This window comes from Streptosporangium brasiliense, from assembly GCF_030811595.1.
Lineage (GTDB): Bacteria > Actinomycetota > Actinomycetes > Streptosporangiales > Streptosporangiaceae > Streptosporangium > Streptosporangium brasiliense.
Map to the genome: position 1 here is coordinate 1,223,155 of NZ_JAUSRB010000001.1, position 18,308 is coordinate 1,241,462.

At 72.1% G+C, this 18,308-nt stretch carries 16 protein-coding genes; 12 read left to right on the top strand and 4 right to left on the bottom strand.

Going from position 1 to position 18,308, the window contains the following annotated elements:
• The first annotated feature begins 5 nt into the window (after positions 1 to 5).
• The 5 genes from efp (at position 6) to J2S55_RS05465 (ending at position 3,735) form a co-directional block, all read left to right on the top strand.
• The gene (gene efp / locus J2S55_RS05445) at positions 6 to 566 is read left to right on the top strand and encodes an elongation factor P (RefSeq protein ID WP_306857746.1); all 561 of its coding nucleotides are present in this window, start codon (positions 6 to 8) and stop codon (positions 564 to 566) included.
• Positions 566 to 976 carry a transcription antitermination factor NusB gene (nusB, locus tag J2S55_RS05450; protein ID WP_306857747.1) on the top strand — a complete coding sequence of 137 codons (411 nt, stop codon included), beginning with the start codon at positions 566 to 568 and terminating at the stop codon, positions 974 to 976. The genes efp and nusB overlap by 1 nt, the downstream gene beginning before the upstream one ends.
• A gap of 178 nt (positions 977 to 1,154) precedes the next feature.
• Complete coding sequence (locus J2S55_RS05455; protein WP_306857748.1) at positions 1,155 to 1,913, top strand: methyltransferase domain-containing protein; 759 nt, start codon at positions 1,155 to 1,157, stop codon at positions 1,911 to 1,913.
• 55 nt (positions 1,914 to 1,968) lie between these two features.
• On the top strand, positions 1,969 to 3,189 hold the full coding sequence (gene dinB, locus J2S55_RS05460; protein WP_306858561.1) for a DNA polymerase IV: 1,221 nt from the start codon (positions 1,969 to 1,971) through the stop codon (positions 3,187 to 3,189).
• 147 nt (positions 3,190 to 3,336) lie between these two features.
• Entirely contained in the window at positions 3,337 to 3,735 is a 399-nt protein-coding gene (locus J2S55_RS05465; protein ID WP_306858562.1) for an SCO2097 family morphological protein, read from the top strand.
• A gap of 436 nt (positions 3,736 to 4,171) precedes the next feature.
• On the opposite strand, the gene J2S55_RS05470 is transcribed toward J2S55_RS05465, so the two are convergent.
• Genes J2S55_RS05470 through J2S55_RS05480 form a run of 3 tightly spaced genes read right to left on the bottom strand, consistent with a single transcriptional unit; the run spans position 4,172 to position 8,831 of the window.
• Positions 4,172 to 6,604 carry a transglutaminase TgpA family protein gene (locus J2S55_RS05470; RefSeq protein WP_306857750.1) on the bottom strand — a complete coding sequence of 811 codons (2,433 nt, stop codon included), beginning with the start codon at positions 6,602 to 6,604 and terminating at the stop codon, positions 4,172 to 4,174.
• Positions 6,601 to 7,857, bottom strand: a complete 1,257-nt coding sequence (locus tag J2S55_RS05475; protein WP_306857751.1) for a DUF58 domain-containing protein — start codon at positions 7,855 to 7,857, stop codon at positions 6,601 to 6,603. Before J2S55_RS05475 ends, J2S55_RS05470 begins: the two co-directional genes overlap by 4 nt.
• Complete coding sequence (locus J2S55_RS05480; RefSeq protein WP_306857753.1) at positions 7,854 to 8,831, bottom strand: AAA family ATPase; 978 nt, start codon at positions 8,829 to 8,831, stop codon at positions 7,854 to 7,856. Before J2S55_RS05480 ends, J2S55_RS05475 begins: the two co-directional genes overlap by 4 nt.
• Before the next feature lie 528 nt (positions 8,832 to 9,359).
• On the opposite strand from J2S55_RS05480, the gene mraZ reads away from it, so the two are divergent.
• The 3 genes from mraZ (at position 9,360) to ftsL (ending at position 11,490) form a co-directional block, all read left to right on the top strand.
• Positions 9,360 to 9,791, top strand: a complete 432-nt coding sequence (gene mraZ / locus J2S55_RS05485; RefSeq protein WP_306857754.1) for a division/cell wall cluster transcriptional repressor MraZ — start codon at positions 9,360 to 9,362, stop codon at positions 9,789 to 9,791.
• A gap of 222 nt (positions 9,792 to 10,013) precedes the next feature.
• Positions 10,014 to 11,006, top strand: coding sequence for a 16S rRNA (cytosine(1402)-N(4))-methyltransferase RsmH (gene rsmH, locus J2S55_RS05490; protein WP_306857755.1), 993 nt, complete (start codon positions 10,014 to 10,016; stop codon positions 11,004 to 11,006).
• Positions 10,984 to 11,490: a cell division protein FtsL gene (ftsL, locus tag J2S55_RS05495; RefSeq protein ID WP_306857756.1), complete on the top strand. Its 507-nt coding sequence runs from the start codon at positions 10,984 to 10,986 to the stop codon at positions 11,488 to 11,490. Before rsmH ends, ftsL begins: the two co-directional genes overlap by 23 nt.
• A 694-nt stretch (positions 11,491 to 12,184) precedes the next feature.
• Here the strand turns inward: ftsL and J2S55_RS05500 are convergent.
• On the bottom strand, positions 12,185 to 12,514 hold the full coding sequence (locus J2S55_RS05500) for a hypothetical protein (protein WP_306857757.1): 330 nt from the start codon (positions 12,512 to 12,514) through the stop codon (positions 12,185 to 12,187).
• On the opposite strand from J2S55_RS05500, the gene J2S55_RS05505 reads away from it, so the two are divergent.
• From J2S55_RS05505 to mraY, 4 genes are read left to right on the top strand one after another with little or no spacing between them, the layout of a single operon-like run.
• Complete coding sequence (locus J2S55_RS05505; RefSeq protein WP_306857758.1) at positions 12,498 to 14,240, top strand: peptidoglycan D,D-transpeptidase FtsI family protein; 1,743 nt, start codon at positions 12,498 to 12,500, stop codon at positions 14,238 to 14,240. The genes J2S55_RS05500 and J2S55_RS05505 overlap by 17 nt on opposite strands.
• Before the next feature lie 40 nt (positions 14,241 to 14,280).
• Complete coding sequence (locus tag J2S55_RS05510) at positions 14,281 to 15,825, top strand: UDP-N-acetylmuramoyl-L-alanyl-D-glutamate--2,6-diaminopimelate ligase (protein WP_306858563.1); 1,545 nt, start codon at positions 14,281 to 14,283, stop codon at positions 15,823 to 15,825.
• Positions 15,826 to 15,837: 12 nt separating this feature from the next.
• Complete coding sequence (locus J2S55_RS05515) at positions 15,838 to 17,217, top strand: UDP-N-acetylmuramoyl-tripeptide--D-alanyl-D-alanine ligase (RefSeq protein WP_306857759.1); 1,380 nt, start codon at positions 15,838 to 15,840, stop codon at positions 17,215 to 17,217.
• Positions 17,214 to 18,272 (top strand): phospho-N-acetylmuramoyl-pentapeptide-transferase, encoded by a 1,059-nt coding sequence (mraY, locus tag J2S55_RS05520; protein ID WP_306857761.1) that lies wholly within the window; start codon positions 17,214 to 17,216, stop codon positions 18,270 to 18,272. Before J2S55_RS05515 ends, mraY begins: the two co-directional genes overlap by 4 nt.
• Positions 18,273 to 18,308: the final 36 nt, after the last annotated feature.

Consider the following 18,308-nt stretch of genomic DNA (forward strand, 5'->3'; position numbering starts at 1 on the left):
AACTAGTGGCGACGACGAACGACCTCAAGAACGGCCTGGTGCTCAAGCTCGACGGCGGTGAGCTCTGGACGGTTGTGGAGTTCCAGCACGTCAAGCCCGGTAAGGGTGGTGCGTTCGTCCGCACCAAGCTGAAGAACGTCCTTTCGGGCAAGGTCGTCGACAAGACCTTCAACGCCGGCGTCAAGGTCGAGGTGGCCAACGTCGACAAGCGCGAGATGCAGTTCTCCTACATGGACGGCGACGACTTCGTCTTCATGGACACCGAGACCTACGACATGCTTCACGTCTCTCGGGTCGCGGTCGGCGACGCCGCCAACTACCTGCTGGAGAACATGCTGGCCACGGTGGCGATCAACGAGGGCAACGTGCTCTACGTCGACCTGCCCGCGGCCGTCGAGCTGATCATCGCCGAGACCGAGCCCGGCCTCCAGGGCGACCGCTCCACCGGTGGCACCAAGCCCGCCAAGCTGGAGACCGGCGCCGAGATCAAGGTGCCGCTGTTCATCACGACCGGTGAGAAGGTCAAGGTCGACACCCGCACCGGCGATTACCTCGGCCGGGCCTGATGTCGGCACGGGGTAAGGCGCGCAGGCGCGCGCTGGACATCCTGTTCGAGGCGGAGGCGCGCAGCCAGGACCCGCTGAGCGTCCTCGCCGAGCGCCTGGAGCGGGCCGAGCCGCCCGTCAACGAATACACCGCGACGATCGTCGAGGGCGTGTGCCGGCACCGGGCGCGCATCGACGAGCTGATCACCACCTACGCCGAGGGCTGGACGCTCGACCGCATGCCCGCGGTCGACCGCAACCTGCTGCGCGGCGGCACCTACGAGCTGCTGTGGATGCCCGACGTCCCCGAGGGCGTCGTCATCAGCGAATGGGTCAGCCTGGCCTCCGAGCTGTCGACCGACGAGTCGCCGCAGTTCGTCAACGGACTGATGGCCCGCTTCAAGCAGCTCAAGCCGTCCCTGGCGCTGTAGCGCGTCCCGCGGGAGGCCGGTCACCGGTCTCCCGCGGCCGCCCCGCCCCTCATCCCTCCTGATACGCCCCGCGCCCGGAAAAGTCTCGATCAAGCGCGCGTACGGATCACCCTTGGCCGGGCCCGGGGACCGCCCGGCGTAGGCTGGGTCCGTCACCGAAAGAGGAGGCGATCCGAAGTTGCATGCCGTAGGCATCTCCCGGCAGTCAGGGACCCCGGCGGTCCGCACCGCCGTCGTCTGGGACGTCCTGCGGGCAGTGCTGGCCGACAGGGTGTCCGCGACCGGGCGCGAGCGGCTCGACATCGTCGACGCCGGGGGCGGCACAGGCGGCTTCGCCGTGCCGCTGGCCGAGCTCGGGCATGCCGTCACGGTCGTCGACCCCAGCCCTGACTCGCTGGCCGCGCTGGAGCGCCGTGCCGCGGAGGCGGGGGTGGCCGTGCGCGCCCTGCAGGGCGACGCGGCCGACCTGGGCGAGCTGCTCCCCGCCGACGGCGCCGACCTGGTCCTGTGCCACAGCGTGCTGGAATACGTGGAGGATCCGGTCAGCGCGCTGACGGCCATGGCCGGCCTGCTGCGCGAGGGCGGCGCGATCAGCGTGCTGGCCGCCAACCCGCTCGCCGCCGCGCTGCACCGCTCGATCACCGGCCGGTTCGACGAGGCCCGCCAGGTCCTGGAGGACCCCGAGGGCCGCTGGGGCGAGCGCGACCCCACGCCGCGGCGCTTCACCCGGGAGGCGCTGTCGAGGCTCCTGGCCGCGACCGGCTTCACCCTCGGAGAGGTCCACGGGGTGCGCGTCTTCGCCGACCTGGTGCCCAGCCGGCTGCTCGACGGGGAGCCGGGCGCCGCGCGCGCCCTGGTCGCCCTGGAGCAGGCGGCGGCCGCCCACCCGGTGCTCCGCGACATCGCCACCCAGCTGCACGTCCTCGGCCGTCGATGAGGCTTGCGTCGAACGCGTGTTCCCATAGGATGGCGCCGTGTCGAGGAAACAGCAGATGCCGCGGCCGGGGACGGACCTGGGCGCCGACGACACCGGCTGCCCGATCCTCCACGTCGACATGGACGCCTTCTACGCGAGCGTCGAGCTGCGCGAGCGCCCGGAGCTCAAGGGTGCGCCCGTCATCATCGGCGCGCCCGGCGCGCGTGGCGTGGTGCTTAGCGCCACCTACGAGGCCAGGAGGTTCGGGGTGCACTCGGCCATGCCCATGACCCGGGCCCGCCGGCTCTGCCCCCAGGCAGTGATCATCCCGCCGAGCCGGGGCAAATACGCCGAGGTCTCCCGGGGCGTCATGGAGATCTTCCGCACGTTCACCCCCGAGGTGGAGCCGATCGCCTCCGACGAGGCCTTCCTCGACGTCGGCGGGGCGCGCAAGCGCCTCGGCCCGCCGGCCGCGATCGCGGCGATGATCCGCGGGCAGGTCGCGCGCGAGCACGGGATCACCTGCTCCGTCGGCGTGGCCAACAGCAAGTTCGTCGCCAAGCTCGCCTCGCAGCACTGCAAGCCAGACGGCCTTCTGGTGGTCCCGGTGGACAAGGTGGTGGATTTCCTCCACCCGCTCCCGGTGGGCGCTCTGTGGGGCGTAGGGGAGCGTACAGAGCAGTCCCTGGTCCGGCTGGGCATCAGGACCGTCGGGGAGCTCGCCGGGGTGCCGGTCGCCACCCTGCAGCGCCACCTCGGCCAGGCGGCCGGCGCGCATCTGGCCGCGCTCGCCTGGGGGCGCGACGAGCGTCCGGTGACCCCGCACGTGCCCGACAAGAGCATCGGGGCCGAAGAGACATTCGCCACAGATGTCGACGACCCAGTGAAGATCCGCAGGGAGCTGCTCCGCCTCTCCGAACGGGTCGCCGCCAGGCTCAGGGAGGGCGGCCACGTCGGCCGCACGGTCAGTGTCAAGCTCCGCCGCGCCGACTTCAGCACCATCTCCCGCTCCCGGACCCTCCGGGAGCCGACGGACGTCGCCCAGGTGCTCTACGCGACCGCCTGCGACCTCTACACCGCCGCCGGCCTGGAGAAAGTCCGGCTCCGCCTGGTCGGGGTGCGGGTGGAGAACCTCCGTCCGGCCGGCGAGGTCACCCGGCAGCTCGGCCTGGGGGAGCGGGAGACGGGCTGGCGGGAGGCCGAGCAGGCGATGGACCGGGCGGCCCGGAGATTCGGCCGGGATGCGGTGCTCCCGGCGTCGCTTGTACGCCCGCCGTTTGATGGAATGGATCCATGACGTCGCCTCCGGTTTGGACTACGTTGGACGTTTTCTTTCGTCTACGTCTACAGCCTCGTATTCTGGGGATAACCGACCGCGAGGTTCGGACACCCCGTGTCGTCCGTCACCGTCTTCCCCGTCCTGGGGCTGTCCTTGGGAGGCGCCGTGCCGCTCTCTGATCACGAGCAGCGCTTGCTCGACCAGATCGAGCAGGCCCTCTACGCTGAGGACCCGAAGTGGGCCAATACCGTAAGGATCAGTGATCCACGCAGCCACTACAAGCGTCGCCTGGTGAAGGCCTCCATCGGCTTCCTCCTGGGCATCGTCCTGTTGATGGTGGGCGTCGTGATCATCAACATCCCGCTCGGCGTCGGCGGTTTCGTGGTCATGCTCGCCGCGTGCCTGTGGGGTCTGTCAAGCTGGAAGCGGATGAACGGGTTCAGCGAGGCCGCCGCGGCCGCGCGTCCCGGGCAGCCGGGCAAGACCGGCCGCCGCGGCGGTCCCCGGCAGAGCTTCATGGAGCGGATGGAAGAGCGCTGGCGCCGCCGTAGCGACGAGCGCTAGGCCCTGTCCGCACGGACAGGGCGCGCCGTGAGATCCGGCCACCGCCGTCGTGACGGCGGTGGCCGCGTCTCACCGGCGACCGCGCGCCGCCCCCGCTGGGGGCGGCGCGCGGGCCGTCAGGCTCTCCCCGGACCTCTGCCTGGCCAGAGTCCGCCGCCATGCTCCGGCGGACCGGGATCCTCCTCCCGCCATGCTCCGGCGGTCAGGTTCTCCTCGCGCCGTGCCCCGTGACGGTCGCCCGATCGGCGGTGGTCAGGTTGTGCTCCCGCCGGGTTCTGCGGTGGTCGGCCGGTCCTGCGGACCGGATCCCCCTCGCGCCGTGCCCCGTGACGGTCGGTCGGGTCCGGCGGCGGTCAGGTTCCCCTTCCGTCATGCTCTGCGACGGTCGCCCGGCCCGGTGGTGGTCAGGTTCCCCTCCCGCCGGGCCGGGCGACGGTCAGGCGTCCCTCCCGGCCGGCCGGCGGATCCGGAGGTTCTCCAGCCGGTCGAAGCCGTCCAGCGCCCGCACCCCCAGGCGCCGCGCCCGCAGGAGGGTCGAAGGCGGCAGCAGCACCGCGCGGACCCGCCTGCCCCGCGTCACGGCGGCCGCCAGCGCCCGCCGTACCCGGCGGAGATCATCGGGCAGTGCGCCGATGTCGCCGGGGGTCCGGGCGAAGAGCATCCGCTCCATCGCCGCCGCGACCCTGGCCACCGCCGTCGAGGACTCCTCGTCGAACCCGTACTGCTCGCTGAGGCGCCGGGCCAGCGCCCGGGGGCTCTCGCTCGGCTGCCGGGACATGCCGTAGTCGCACAACGCGTCGTCGAGCTCGGCCCAGGCCGCGGCCACCGCGGCCTCCTGCCGGCCGGCTCTGACCGCCACCGCGCCGGTGGGGTCCGGGGCGGTCCCGTCATCGCCCGGGGACTCCGCCCGGCGGGAGGAGTAGGAGCGCCGCCGGCGGGCGCGCAGCTCCCAGCGGAGCAGGCCGGGGACCAGCGCGACCAGCAGCACGGCCACGGCCCCGAGGCCGATCTGCGCCGCCAGGGGCGTGCCCTCCTCCACCGGGATCACCGCCGGGCCGATTTCACGGTCGAGGAGCTGGTCACGGCGGTTGCCGGTCGGCTGGCGGGGGGTGTCCGAGCCCGTGGAGCCGGTGGTGGGGTCCGTCGACGGCCCGTCGTCGCCGGACGTCGGGGACTGCGGCCGCGTGTAGAGCGGCACCGTCGCACTGCCCTGCCCCGCGCCGCCGGTCGGCGTGGGCTCGAACCGCAGCCACCCCGTGCCCTCGAAGTAGAGCTCGGGCCAGGCGTGCGAGTCGTGGGTGCGCACCTGCCACTGGCCGGAGAAGTTGCTGCCCCCGGTGTAGCCGATGGCGACCCGGGCGGGGATGCCCAGGACCCGGGCCAGCACCGCCATCGAGGCGGCGAACTGCTCGCAGTAGCCGGTCCGGCTGATGAGCAGGAAGTCCGTCAGCGCCGCTCCGCCGTGCCCCTGGGTGGCCAGGCTGTAGGTGAAGCCGCCGTCCTTGGTGAAGAAGTTCTGGAGCTGGAGCGCCTGCTCGTAGCGGCTGGCGTCCCGCTCCGTCACCTGCCTGGCCAGCTCCCTGATCTGCCGGGGCAGGTTGTCCGGCAGCTGCAGGTAGCGCTCGTTGATCTCCGGGGAGGCCGGCGGCGCCGCCTTGAGCGACTCCGCCGTGGGCTTGGGCTCCCTCGTGGTGACCTCGTAGGCCAGCCCATTGGCGGTGTCCTCGGTGGAGAACACCATGAGGGTGTCCCGGTCGGGCCGCCAGTCTCCCTCGATGCGGATCCGGCTGGCGGGGTAGGGCAGCGGCAGGAACTCCAGCGGCCCCCTGATCTGGTCGCTCACCTGGATCTTGGTGGTCGCCTCGGTGACGGGCAGGCTCATGTTCTGGCCCGGGGCGGCCGGCATCGGCCCCTCGGAGACCCGGTCCTCGGAACGGCCCTGCGCCGTCATCGTCCACTGCTCGCCGTCGAAGATGTCCAGCGAGTACAGCCGCAGGTAGCGCGGGACGTTGTCGTTGACGGTGTAGGTCAGGACGGTCGAGTTGCCCGGCAGCGAGAGCTGGCCCCGCAGGTTGACGATCGGGTTCGGGATGGTGATCGAGTTGCTGCCCTTCCCCTTGCCGTTGCCCACGCCGAAGCCGAACAGCGGGTCCGGCTCCAGGGTGGGCAGCAGTGAGGGCAGCAGGATGGCCAGCGCGATCGCGGCGAATCCGATGCGCTTGCCCGACAGTTGCAGGGTCCCGGCGTCGGAGGTGGGCTTCGGGGCGACGAACGACGGGGTCCGGCGCACCAGCACCGCCCTGCCCCAGTGGGTGACCCGCTCCCGCCCGTCGGCGGCCAGCAGCCCCAGGTAGCCCAGGGCCGCGACGATGAACGTCAGCCAGTTGATCGGCTCGGAGATCACCGCGGCCGGGACGGTGAACAGCGCCAGCAGCGGCAGCCCGGTGAGCGCGGCGCGGCGCAGCCGGGAGGCGAGCAGGTCGACGATGATCGCGATCAGGCCGACACCGGTACAGGTCAGCAGGGTGATCCCGGTGTTGGCCGGCACCGGGGCGGCGTACCGCTGGATGTCGGCGAAGCCGGTGAGCAGCGGCTTGGCCAGCCCGATGAGCGACTCCTCGGTGGGGACCACCCACCTCCACACCTTTTCGTCGGTGAACACCGCCATCAGGTAGAACCACAGCGCTATCAGCTGGAGCAGCGTCACCACCGCGGCGGGCAGGGTGTAGCGGCTGCCCAGCATGCTGATCCCGGTGACCAGCAGAATGATCCCCAGGCACGCCCAGAACCAGCTGCCGCCCTGGAAGAGAGGGTAGAGCGCGATCGCGACCGCTCCCGTGGCCGCGCCCGACGCCATGGGAAGTCTCATGAGCCGTCCCTACTGAGTGCGTATCGTCCGCGCTGCGCGGCCCCCTGCCACACGCTCGCGATCGAGGCGCCCGGGGGCAGCCGCACGATGCGCCAGCCCGCCCCGGCGAGGATCGCCTGCGTCGCCTGGTACTCCTCGCTCCGGCCGAGCTCCGGCCGCTCCCAGCCCGCCACGTCCAGCATCACGGCCACGGCGGTGACGTTGCCGTGCCGCAGCCGGGCCAGCGCCTGGGCCTGCTCCACGTCGACCCCGCCGAGCACCGCCACGATCAGGCCGTCGCCGCCGCCCTGCCGCAGCGCGCCGATGCCGTACTCCAGCGACCGCGCCGAGCTCGGCCGCACCACGGCGAGGGTGTCCAGCAGCGACCAGCTCAGCCCGGTGTCGGTGAGGCGCTCGGCGCCCTGGTCGGTGACCAGGCGCAGGCCGAGGCCCTCGCGGGCCAGGTGCACGCCGATGGAGGCCGCGGCCGAGACCGCCACCTCGAACGACGAGCGGGGCCCCTCGCCCCGGTGCGCGTAGCGGCGGGTGTCCAGCAGCAGCGCGCCCCGGCTCTGCCACTGCTGCTCCTCGCGCCGCACCATCAGCTCGCCGTACCTGGCGGTCGAGCGCCAGTGCACCCGCCGCAGGTCGTCGCCCTGCCGGTACTCGCGCGGCGCGATGTCGTCGTCGCCGGCGGCCGCCACGCTCCTGGTACGGCTGTCGCCCCCGCCCGTCCACTCGCCGGAGAGGCGGACGTGCGGCAGGGCCACGACCTGCGGCGTCACCACGAGCGTGTCGCTGATGCTGAAGGACCTGGTCAGCTCGACCAGGCCGAACGGGTCGCTGATCCGGATGGTGAGCGGGCCGATGCCGAAACGGCCGCGCAGGTCGGACCGGACCCGGTAGTCGATCTCCCGGATGCCCTGCGGCTCCACCCGGTCCAGGACGAACCTGGGCCGCGCCCCCAGCGCGTAGGGCACGGTGTCCTCGATCATCAGCAGGCCGGTCGGCAGCCGGGTGACGTTCTCCAGCCGCAGTGTCACGGTGGCCTCGCTGCCCACCTCGGCCCTGGGCGGGTCCAGGCGCCGCGCGCAGCTCAGCCGGTAACGGGTGCGGGCCACCACCATCGCCGCCAGCAGCGGCAGGGAGACGATCAGCACCCCGATCCTGAGCAGGTCGTGTTCCCCGAGGAAGAAGGCGCACAGCAGCGCCGCGGCGCCGGATGCGAGGAACGACCGTCCGCGGGCGGTCAGCGCCTTGAGACCCGAGGTCACTTCGCCTGTGCCTCGGGGACGGGCACCCGGCGGATCAGCTCGGCCATCACCTGTGCGGGCACGCGGCGCTGGCCCTGGGCCTCGACGCTGGGCAGCAGCCGGTGGGCGAGGACGGGCAGGCACAGGTCCTGCAGGTCGTCGGGGATGACGTAGTCACGCCCGGCGAGCGCGGCGTGCGCCCGGGCCGCCCGGACCAGTTGCAGGGTCGAGCGCGGGGAGGCGCCGAGCCGCAGGTCGGGGCTGTGACGGGTGGCGGTCACCAGGTCGATGGCGTACTTCTTGACCGGCTGCGAGACGTAGACGCCGCGCACCGCCTCGATGAGCGCCCGGACCTCGGCGGTGGTGGCCACCGGTTCGAGCTTGTCCAGCGGGGAGGTGGCGCCGTGCACGTCGAGCATCTCCAGCTCGGCCGTGGGCTCGGGGTAGCCCATCGCGATCCGGGCGGTGAAGCGGTCACGCTGCGCCTCGGGGAGGGGATAGGTGCCCTCCATCTCGATGGGGTTCTGGGTGGCGATCACCATGAAGGGCGAGTCCAGCCGGTAGGTGGTGCCGTCGACGGTCACCTGGTGCTCCTCCATGCACTCCAGCAGCGCCGACTGGGTCTTCGGAGAGGCGCGGTTGATCTCGTCGCCCACCACGATGTTGGCGAACACCGGGCCGGGCTTGAACTCGAACTCCCTGGTCTGCTGGTTGTAGGCGCTCACCCCGGTGATGTCGCTGGGCAGCAGGTCGGGGGTGAACTGGATCCGGCGCACCGGGCAGTCGATGGATCGTGCCAGGGCCTTGGCGAGCATGGTCTTGCCGACTCCGGGCACATCCTCGATGAGGAGGTGGCCCTCGGCCAGGAGGACCGTCAAGGTCAGGCGGATGACGTCGCTCTTGCCTTCGATCACCGACTCGATCGCCTGGCGGATCCGGTGCGCGGTGCCGACCAGATCGTCGAGCTGAGGTGTGACGTCATGGGTTACTGCCACCAGGCCTCCATGAGGGTGCGGCGGTTTTGCGCCGGGGGGTCCGTATTTCGGGACCTTTGAGGTCCCTTTTCCATTGTGAGTACCGACACTACGACGCCGTGGGTTCGCGGGCGACTCTATGTGGGCATTAAGGCTGTTTCCGGGTGAACAGCCATAGCATGCGTGAAGGCTGCTTCCGGGTGAACAGCCATAGTGTGCGCGCCGATCGTGGCGTTCTTGTCAGGCGGATGTGCCGATCTCGTGACAAGTACACAGCGTGCTCCACTTTCCACCCCCCTTCACCGCCGTCCGGCTGATTCCGTAATCGTCACGCCATCGGCCCCGTTGTCGACACGCCCGTGACATGTGAGGGGCCCCCTACCCCCTCCACCCCGCTCCACCATCGTTGACCTGGGAAAACGGGGCCAGAACCGGCCGCGAGGAGGCGCGGAATCAGTTGACGGTGGAGAGAAGTGGAGTATGGTGGTGCGCAGTGGAGAGCAGGGGCTACAGCGCCACGCGCTCCGCTAGGCACGGGAGGTGGGGCCGATGTTCCTCGGCACTCATCATCCGCGTCTCGATGACAAGGGACGGCTGTTCCTGCCGGCGAAGTACCGCGAGGAGCTGGCGGAGGGTCTGGTGATCACCAAAGGCCAGGAGCGCTGCCTCTACGTCTTCCCCGTAGAGGAGTTCCAGCGCATTACCGAGGCTCTGCGCACCGCGCCGGTGACCGCCAAGGCGGTCCGCGACTACAGCCGTGTCTTCTTCGCCAGCGCATCCGACGAGGTCGCCGACAAACAAGGCCGGGTCACCATCCCGCAGGCTCTGCGCGTATACGCCGGCCTGCGCCGTGACTGCACGGTCATCGGGGCCAACACACGGCTGGAGGTCTGGGACGTTCAGGCCTGGGACACCTATCTGGCCGACCAAGAGCAGGCTTTTGCCGATCTGTCGGAGGAGGTGCTGCCAGGGATTCTGTGACTCCACGGTCGACTCATCGGTGAAAACGTCGTTCGGCGAGGTCTCCACCCGCAACCACGATGCACGTCAGCTGATGCACCTTCCCCGGTGTCAGGTGACGGGCGGACACCCGGGTGCGGATGGGGACCTGGCCGGACGGCCCGGGGGTGGGGGCCAGCAAAGACACCGATGAACGCCCGCCGCGCATCCGCGAGCGAGGCGGCGAGAGGGGGGTTGCGCTTCATGCGCGCCGAAAACGACATATCTGACCTGCAGGCTCCGGGCGGCCACGTGCCCGTGATGCTCGAGCGGGTGCTCGAACTCCTGGCTCCCGCCCTCACCGGCCCGGACCCCGTCGTCGTCGACGCCAATCTCGGCCTCGGCGGCCACGCCGAGGCCCTGCTGGCCGCCCACCCCGCACTGCACCTGATCGGGATCGACCGCGATCCCACCGCCATCGAGCGCTCGACGGCCCGGCTGGCGCCGTACGCCGACCGGACCACCCTGGTCCGCGCGGTCTCCGACGAGCTGGCCGGGGTGCTGGCGGAGGCCGGCCGTCCCCGCGTCAACGCCGTCCTGTTCGACCTGGGCGTCTCCTCGCCCCAGCTCGACGAGGCCGAGCGTGGTTTCGCCTACTCCTACGACGCGCCCCTGGACATGCGGATGGACCGCGACCAGGAGCTCACGGCCGAGGTCGTCGTCAACACCTACTCGGCCGCCGAACTCATCCGGATCCTCCGGGATTACGGCGAAGAGCGATTCGCCCCGCGTGTCGCGCGCCTAATCATCAAGGAACGGGGCAACGAGGCCATAACGTCTACCAAGCGGCTTGCGGAGATTGTCCGTACGGCAATACCCGCCGCTACCCGACGGACCGGGGGAAACCCCGCAAAAAGGACTTTTCAGGCGTTGCGGATCGAGGTGAACGCAGAGTTGACAGCACTGGAACGCGCGCTCCCCGCCGCGCTCGACGCGCTGACGCTTGGCGGGCGCGTGGTCGTGCTCGCCTACCACTCCCTTGAGGACCGGCTCACCAAGCAGGTCCTCGCGGCGCGAACCAGGGAGACCAGCCCCCCCGGGCTGCCCGTCCCGCTGCCGGCTCACCAGCCGCGGTTCGCCCTCCTGACAAGGGGAGCCGAGCTTCCGAGCGAAGAGGAGGTGGCCCGCAACCCGCGGGCGGCCTCTGCCCGGTGTCGGGCGGCAGAGAGGATCCGTGAGGCAGTTGACGAGGAGTGAGTCGGACGTCCGCACCGCGCCGAGCCGGGGCGGGCGCCCCGCGCGGGTGCCCCGCGCGACGCCGCAGGCGCGCAGGAGCAGGCCGGCCAGGACCGCGCACGCCGGCCGTCCGGCGGCCCAGGCTCCCGAGTCCCGGCAGGGACGCGCGCCGCGCGCTCCCTTCGTGCTGCTCGTCGTCGGCCTGCTCTGCGGTGGCCTGGTCAGCCTGCTGCTGCTCAACACCGTCCTCGCCGAGGACTACTACAAGGCCAACGAGCTCCGCGACGCCAACAGCCAGCTCCGCCTGAAGAAGGAGGAGCTGAAGAACGCCAACGCGCGGATGGAGATGCCCGGCGAGCTCTCCAAGAACTCCGCCAACCAGGGCCTGGAACCCGACTGGGACAGGGCCGAGGTCATCACCCCCGACCGCCCCGCCCGCAGCCGGACCGCAAGCGACGCCCAGACGCCCGCCGGGCAGGAGCGAGCGCCGGGCACGGGCCGGTGAGGGAGACCGGCGGGCGGGGCCCCGGCCCCGGCCGCGGCGGTTCCGCCGGAGGCTCCGGCCGCCGGGCCCCGGGCGGGCCCGGCCGTGCCGGCCGCCCGGGTGGCCCGGACCAGACGGGGCGGCCTGGCGGCTCCGGCAGGCCCGCACGCCCGGAGGGCCCGGGCAGGCCCGACGGCGCCGACGGACCGGGCCGGCCGGCCGCTCCCGGCAGGCCGTCCGGCTCCGACGGCCAGGCCAGGCCCGCGGGCTCCGGCAAGGCGCGTCCCGACGGTGCCGGTAGGTCCGGTGCTCAGGGTTCCGGTAAGGCACGTACGGAAGGCTCAGGAAGATCTGACGCTCAGGGTTCCGGTAAGGCGCGTCCGGACGGCTCCGGTAGGTCCGGTGCTCAGGGTTCCGGTAAGGCACGTACGGAAGGCTCAGGAAGATCTGACGCTCAGGGTTCCGGTAAGGCGCGTCCGGACGGCTCCGGTAGGTCCGGTGCTCAAGGTTCCGGTAAGGCACGTACGGAAGGCTCAGGAAGATCTGACGCTCAGGGTTCCGGCAGGGCGCGTCCCGACGGCTCCGGCAGGCCGTCCGGCTCCGACGGCCAGGCCAGGCCCGCGGGCCCGGGCAGGGCGCGTACGGACGGTTCCGGCAGGGCGCGTCCGGACGGCTCCGGCAGGTCCGGTGCTCAGGGTTCCGGCAGGTCCGGTGCTCAGGGTTCCGGCAGATCCGGAGGACCGGCGGGGACGGGCAAGGCGCGCTCCGACGGCTCCGGCAGGCCGTCCAGCCCGGCGGGGACGGGCAGATCCGGCCCCTCGGGCAGGTCCGCGCGCCCGGAGAGGCCGGGCAGGCCGTCGGGGCCCGAGGCGCCGCGCAGGCCGCGCAGCTCCCCGCGCCCGGAGACGCCGCAGCCCGCGCCGGGGCGGATCCGTCCCGGCGCCGGGCAGGACGCCGATCCGGGCCGTACGGCGGGCAGGGGCGGGACGGGCGGCAGGCCGCCCCGGCCGCCGGTGCGCCCGCCGGCGGTGCTGCACCTGGGCAACCCCGGCAGGCGGATCAACATCGGCCTGATCGCGATGACCTTCGTGCTGTCCATCTTCGCCGGCCGGCTGATCCAGCTCCAGGGCCTGGACTCCAAGGTCTACACGGCGGAGGCGGCCGAGCAGCGGGTGCGGGACGAGAAGCTGACCGCGCGGCGGGGCTCGATCACCGACGTCAACGGGCACGAGCTCGCGCTGACCGTGGAGGCACGGGAGATCTTCGTCGACCCGGCGGAGGTCGACCCGCGCGAGCGCGACCAGGTGGCCACGGTCCTGGCCACCGAGCTGAACCAGCCGAAGGAGCAGATCGCCGCCAAGCTCGGCAACTCCGGCAGCCGCTACCAGCAGGTGGCCGCCGCCGTCGACCCGTCCGTCGCCCAGCGGATCATGGAGCGGATCGCCAAGCAGAAGCTCAGCGGCGTCGGCAGCAAGCCCCGCTACCGGCGTGACTACCCGGGCGGCGACCTGGCGGGCACCCTGCTGGGCTTCGTCGGCGACGACGGCACGGGCCTGAGCGGGCTGGAGAACACCTACAACAAGCTGCTCGCCGGCCGCGACGGCGAGCAGGTCATCGAGACGGGCCGCGAGGGGCAGCACATCCCGATGACCCGCAGCACGCTGCAGGCGCCCGTGGAGGGCAGGGACGTGCGGCTCACCATCGACCGCGACGTCCAGTGGGCCGCGCAGAAGGCGATCACCGACCAGGTCGGGGCCACCGGTGCCCGCACCGGCAGCGTCATCGTCATCGACGTGCCGACCGGCCAGGTGGTCGCCATGGCCAACGCGCCCGAGCTCGACCTGCGGGCCTGGGAGAAGACCGCCCCGGAGGACTGGGTCAACCGGTCGGTGACGGACGTGTTCGAGCCGGGCAGCACCAACAAGGTCATCACCGCGGCGGCCGCCCTGGAGTCGGGGGCCGTGCGTCCGGAGACGGTGTTCAGGGTCCCCGACAACATCAGGTGTGCCGACCGGGTGCTGCGGGACTCCCACCCGCACCCCGTGGAGCGGCTGACCTTCTCCGGTGTGGTCGCCACCTCCAGCAACGTCGGCACGATCCTCGCCTCGCAGCGGGTCGGCGACCAGCGGCTCCACGAGATGCTGCAGCGCTTCGGGTTCGGCGCCAAGCCCGGCAGCGGCCTCCTCGGCGAGGAGGCCGGCCTCCTGCCGGACTGGAAGAAGTGGTCGGGCAGCCAGCGCTGCACGATCGCCTACGGCCAGGGCGTCTCGGTGACCGCGCTCCAGACGGCCAGCGTCTACCAGACCATCGCCAACGGCGGCACGCGCGTCACCCCGCAGGCCGTGGCCGGCACCACCACCGAGAAGGGGGTGTTCGTGCCGTCCGCGCCGGGCAAGCGGACCCGGGTGGTCAGCGAGCGCACGGCCCGGGAGGTCACCGGGATGCTGGAGGCCGCCGTCAGCGAGGAGGGCACCGGCAGTCTCGCCGCCATCGAGGGCTACCGGGTGGCCGGCAAGACCGGCACCGCGATGCGCTACGACCCCAAGTGCCAGGGATACTGCGGCTACACCTCGACGTTCGTCGGCTTCGCCCCGGCGGACAAGCCCCGCCTGGTCGTCCTGGCGGTCGTCCAGGACCCTCACAAGGGCTACTACGGTGGGGAGATAGCCGCCCCGGTCTTCAAGAAAGTGATGACGTTCGCGTTGAAGAGCAAGAAGATCCCGCCTACCGGAACGACGCCGTCCTCGGTGCGGATACGCGCCGGGGAGTGATGAGGGAAGGTACGCTCTCGCCGTGCGTCCCCCGTTGTCCATGCGACCGTCAACCAGTTCACCCCGTCCGCTCTCGGGGCTGGCGAGCCTGCTCGGCGCGCCCTCCGGCACCTCGCGAGCCCCGCTGGCCGCGGTGTCCGGCATCACCATCGACTCGCGCCAGGTCCGGCGCGGAGATCTCTACGTCGCGCTGCCCGGGGCCCTGTCCCACGGCGCCGACTTCTCCGCCCAGGCCCTGGCCGCCGGAGCCGCCGCCATCCTGACCGACGAGGCGGGCCGGGCCTCGGCGGTGGCGACCGGCCTGCCGGTCCTCGTCGTGCCGGACCCGCGCGGTGTGCTCGGCGAGGTCTCCGCCTGGGTGTACGGCAGGCCCGCGGCGGACGTGATGGTGATCGGTGTCACCGGCACCAGCGGCAAGTCCACCACCAGCTTCCTGCTGGAGGCCGGGCTGCGGGCCGCCGGCCACAAGGCGGGGCTGATCGGCGGTGTGGAGATCCGCGCCGGCGAGCTGCGCTTCGTGCCCAAGCTGACCACGCCGGAGGCCAGCGACCTGCAGGGCCTGTTCGCCCTCATGCGCGAGCACGGCGTCACGGCCGCCGCGATGGAGGTCTCCAGCCACGCGCTGGCGCTGGGCCGCGTCGACGCGGTGTTCTACGACGTCGCGCTGTTCACCAACCTCTCCCAGGACCACCTGGACTTCCACAAGGACCTCGACGACTACTTCGCGACGAAGGCCCGGCTGTTCACCCCCGAGATGAGCCGCGCCGGCGTGGTCAACATCGACGACGCCCACGGGCGCGAGCTCGCCGCGATGAGCAAGATCCCGATCACCACCTTCTCCGCCGAGGGCGCCCCCGAGGCCGACTGGCGGGCCGTGGACGTGCGTCTGGGCAGCGAGGGCAGCTCCTTCCGCGTGGTCGGCCCCGGCGGCGTCGAGGAGGACGTGACGGTGGCCCTGCCGGGTCCGTTCAACGTCGCCAACGCGCTGGGCGCGATCGTCTCCCTCGTGGAGGCCGGGGTGCCGCTGCGGGCCGCGGTGGCGGGCGTCGGCACACTGGCCGGGGTGCCCGGCCGGATGGAGCGGGTGCCCGGCGGCGAGGACTTCCAGGCCATCGTCGACTACTCGCACAAGCCCGGAGCGGTGGAGTCGGTGCTGCGCTCGCTGCGCCAGGTCACGACCGGCCGGCTGACCGTGGTGCTGGGCTGCGGCGGCGACCGCGACCGCGGCAAGCGCCCCATGATGGGGGAGGCCGCCGCCCGGTTGGCGGATGTGGCCATTCTCACCAGCGACAATCCCCGCTCGGAGGACCCGCTGCGGATCCTCGCCGAGATGATGAATGGAGTCCTCGGCGTGTCTCAGGACGAGCGCGCCCATGTGATCATTGAGCCGGACCGGGCCGCGGCCATCGACCTGGCGATCAGCCGGGCGGGCTTCGGCGACGTCGTCGTCGTCGCGGGCAAGGGCCATGAGCAGGGCCAGTATGTCGGGGACGAGGTGCTCCCGTTCGACGACAGGCAAGTGGTGGCCGACGCGATCGTCAGAAGGCGGAACCGGACCGGGCGCCGAAGCACATATGGAGAGTAGGTAAGACGCATCATGATCCCGTTGCCGCTGGCAAGGATCGCCGAGATCACCTCGGGTGCCCTCACGGGCATGGCCGATCCCCGTGCGGTCGTGCGCGGTCCGGTCGTCATCGACTCCCGCGCCGTCGAGCCGGGGTCGTTGTTCGTCGCCATCAAGGGCGACCGGGTCGACGGGCACGACTTCGCCGCCCAGGCCGTGGAGGCCGGGGCCGTCGCCGTGCTGGCGTCCCGGCCCGTCGACGCCCCCGCGGTCGTCGTCGGCGACGCCGTGACCGCCCTGGCCGACCTGGCCACCGCGGTCTGCGCCGACCTGCCGTCGGCCACGGTCGTCGGCGTGACCGGATCGGCGGGCAAGACCACCACCAAGGACCTGCTGGCCCGCCTCACCGCCAGGATCGGCCCGACGGTCGCCCCGGTCGGCTCGTTCAACAACGAGATCGGCCACCCCCTCACGGTGCTGAAGGCCGACGAGGACACCCGCTACCTGGTGCTGGAGCTCAGCGCCAGGGACGCCGGCCACATCAGCCATCTGGCCCGGGTCGCCCCGCCGAAGATCGGCGTGGTCCTCAACGTCGGCACCGCCCACCTGGGGGTCTTCGGCGGCAAGGAGGCGATCGCCAAGGCCAAGGGCGAGCTGGTCGAGGCGCTGCCCGCCGACGGCGTGGCCGTGCTGAACGCCGACGACCCGCTGGTGGCCGCGATGGCCCGGCGCACCGGCGCCCGGGTCACCTGGTACGGCCGGGCCGAGAGCGCCGACGTGCGCGCGGAGGGCGTGACCCTCGACGACCGCGGCCGCGCCGCCTTCACGCTGCGCACCCCGTCCGAGGCCGCCCCGGTCATGCTCCGCCTGTACGGCGAGCACGCGGTGGAGAACGCGCTGGCCGCCGCGGCGGCCGCCTACGAGCTCGGGCTGCCGGTCGCCACCATCGCCGAGGAGCTGTCGGAGGCCGAGCCCCGCAGCCGCTGGCGGATGGAGGTCACCGACCGGGCGGACGGCGTCACCGTGATCAACGACGCCTACAACGCCAACCCCGACTCCATGCGCGCCGCCTTCGACGCCCTCGACGCCCTCGCGGGCGGCCGCCGCCGCTTCGCGGTCGTGGCCGCCCTGCGCGAGCTGGGTGAGGAGAGCGTGGCCCTGAACGAGGGCGTGGGCCGCCTGGCGGCGGGCGCGGGCCTCGCGGGACTCCTCGTCGTCGGACCCGACGCCGACCCCGTCCTGGCCGGGGCCGCGGGCGGCGCCACGCCGGTGACGCACGTCGCCGACGCCGAGGCGGCGGCCGCCGAGCTGTCGGCGCTGCTGGCCCCCGGCGACGTGGTGCTGGTCAAGGGGCCGCGCGCGGCCGCCCTGGAGCGTGTGGCCCAGGCGCTGCTGGGGGGTGAGCGCCGATGATGGAGATCCTCATCGCGGCGGCGGTCGGCCTGCTGCTGTCGACGTTCGGCACGCCCCTGGCGATCCGCCTGTTCTCCCAGCGCGGCTACGGCCAGAGCATCCGGGAGGAGGGGCCCTCCGGCCACCACGACAAGCGCGGCACCCCCACCATGGGCGGCACCGTGATCGTGATCGCGGCGCTGCTCGGCTTCGCCTGCGCCCACCTCTACAGCCAGACCCTGCCCACCGTCTCGGCGATCCTGGTGCTGTTCCTGATGACGGGCCTGGGCGCGGTCGGCTTCCTCGACGACTTCATCAAGATCTACAAGCAGCGCAGCCTCGGCCTGCGCAGCGGCGCCAAGGCCCTGGGCCAGCTCATCGTCGGTGCGGTCTTCGCGGTCCTGGTGACCCGCTTCCCCAACTCCTACCTGATCACCCCGGCCGAGACGCGGCTGTCGTTCCTGCGGGACTTCGGGCCGTCCATCGGCATCGTCGGGTTCACGATCTGGGTGCTCATCATGATCGTGGGCTTCTCCAACGCGGTGAACCTCACCGACGGCCTCGACGGCCTGGCCAGCGGCGCCACCGGCGTGGTGCTGGCCTCCTACGTCCTGATCGGCAACTGGCAGCTCCGCAACAACTGCACCACCCAGCTCGGCCCCAACTGCTACTGGGTCCGCGATCCGCTGGACCTGGCCGTGGTCGCCGCCGCCGTGCTCGGCGCGCTGGTCGGCTTCCTGTGGTGGAACGCCCCGCCCGCCAAGATCTTCATGGGCGACACCGGATCGCTGGCCCTGGGCGGCGTGCTCGCCGGACTGGCCATCACCACCCGCACCCAGCTCCTGCTGATCATCCTGGCCGGGATGTGCGTGGTCATCACGACGTCGGTGATCATCCAGGTCGGCTTCTTCAAGATGACCGGCAAACGGGTCTTCCGAATGGCCCCGCTCCAGCACCACTTCGAGCTGTCAGGCTGGGCGGAGACGACGATCGTGGTCCGCTTCTGGCTCATCGCCGGGCTCTGCGCCGCCGCCGGTCTCGGCCTGTTCTACGTCGAATGGATGCCCAAGTCATGAGTGAGGCGCCCACGCCCGCGCGGCCGGCGGAGGTGG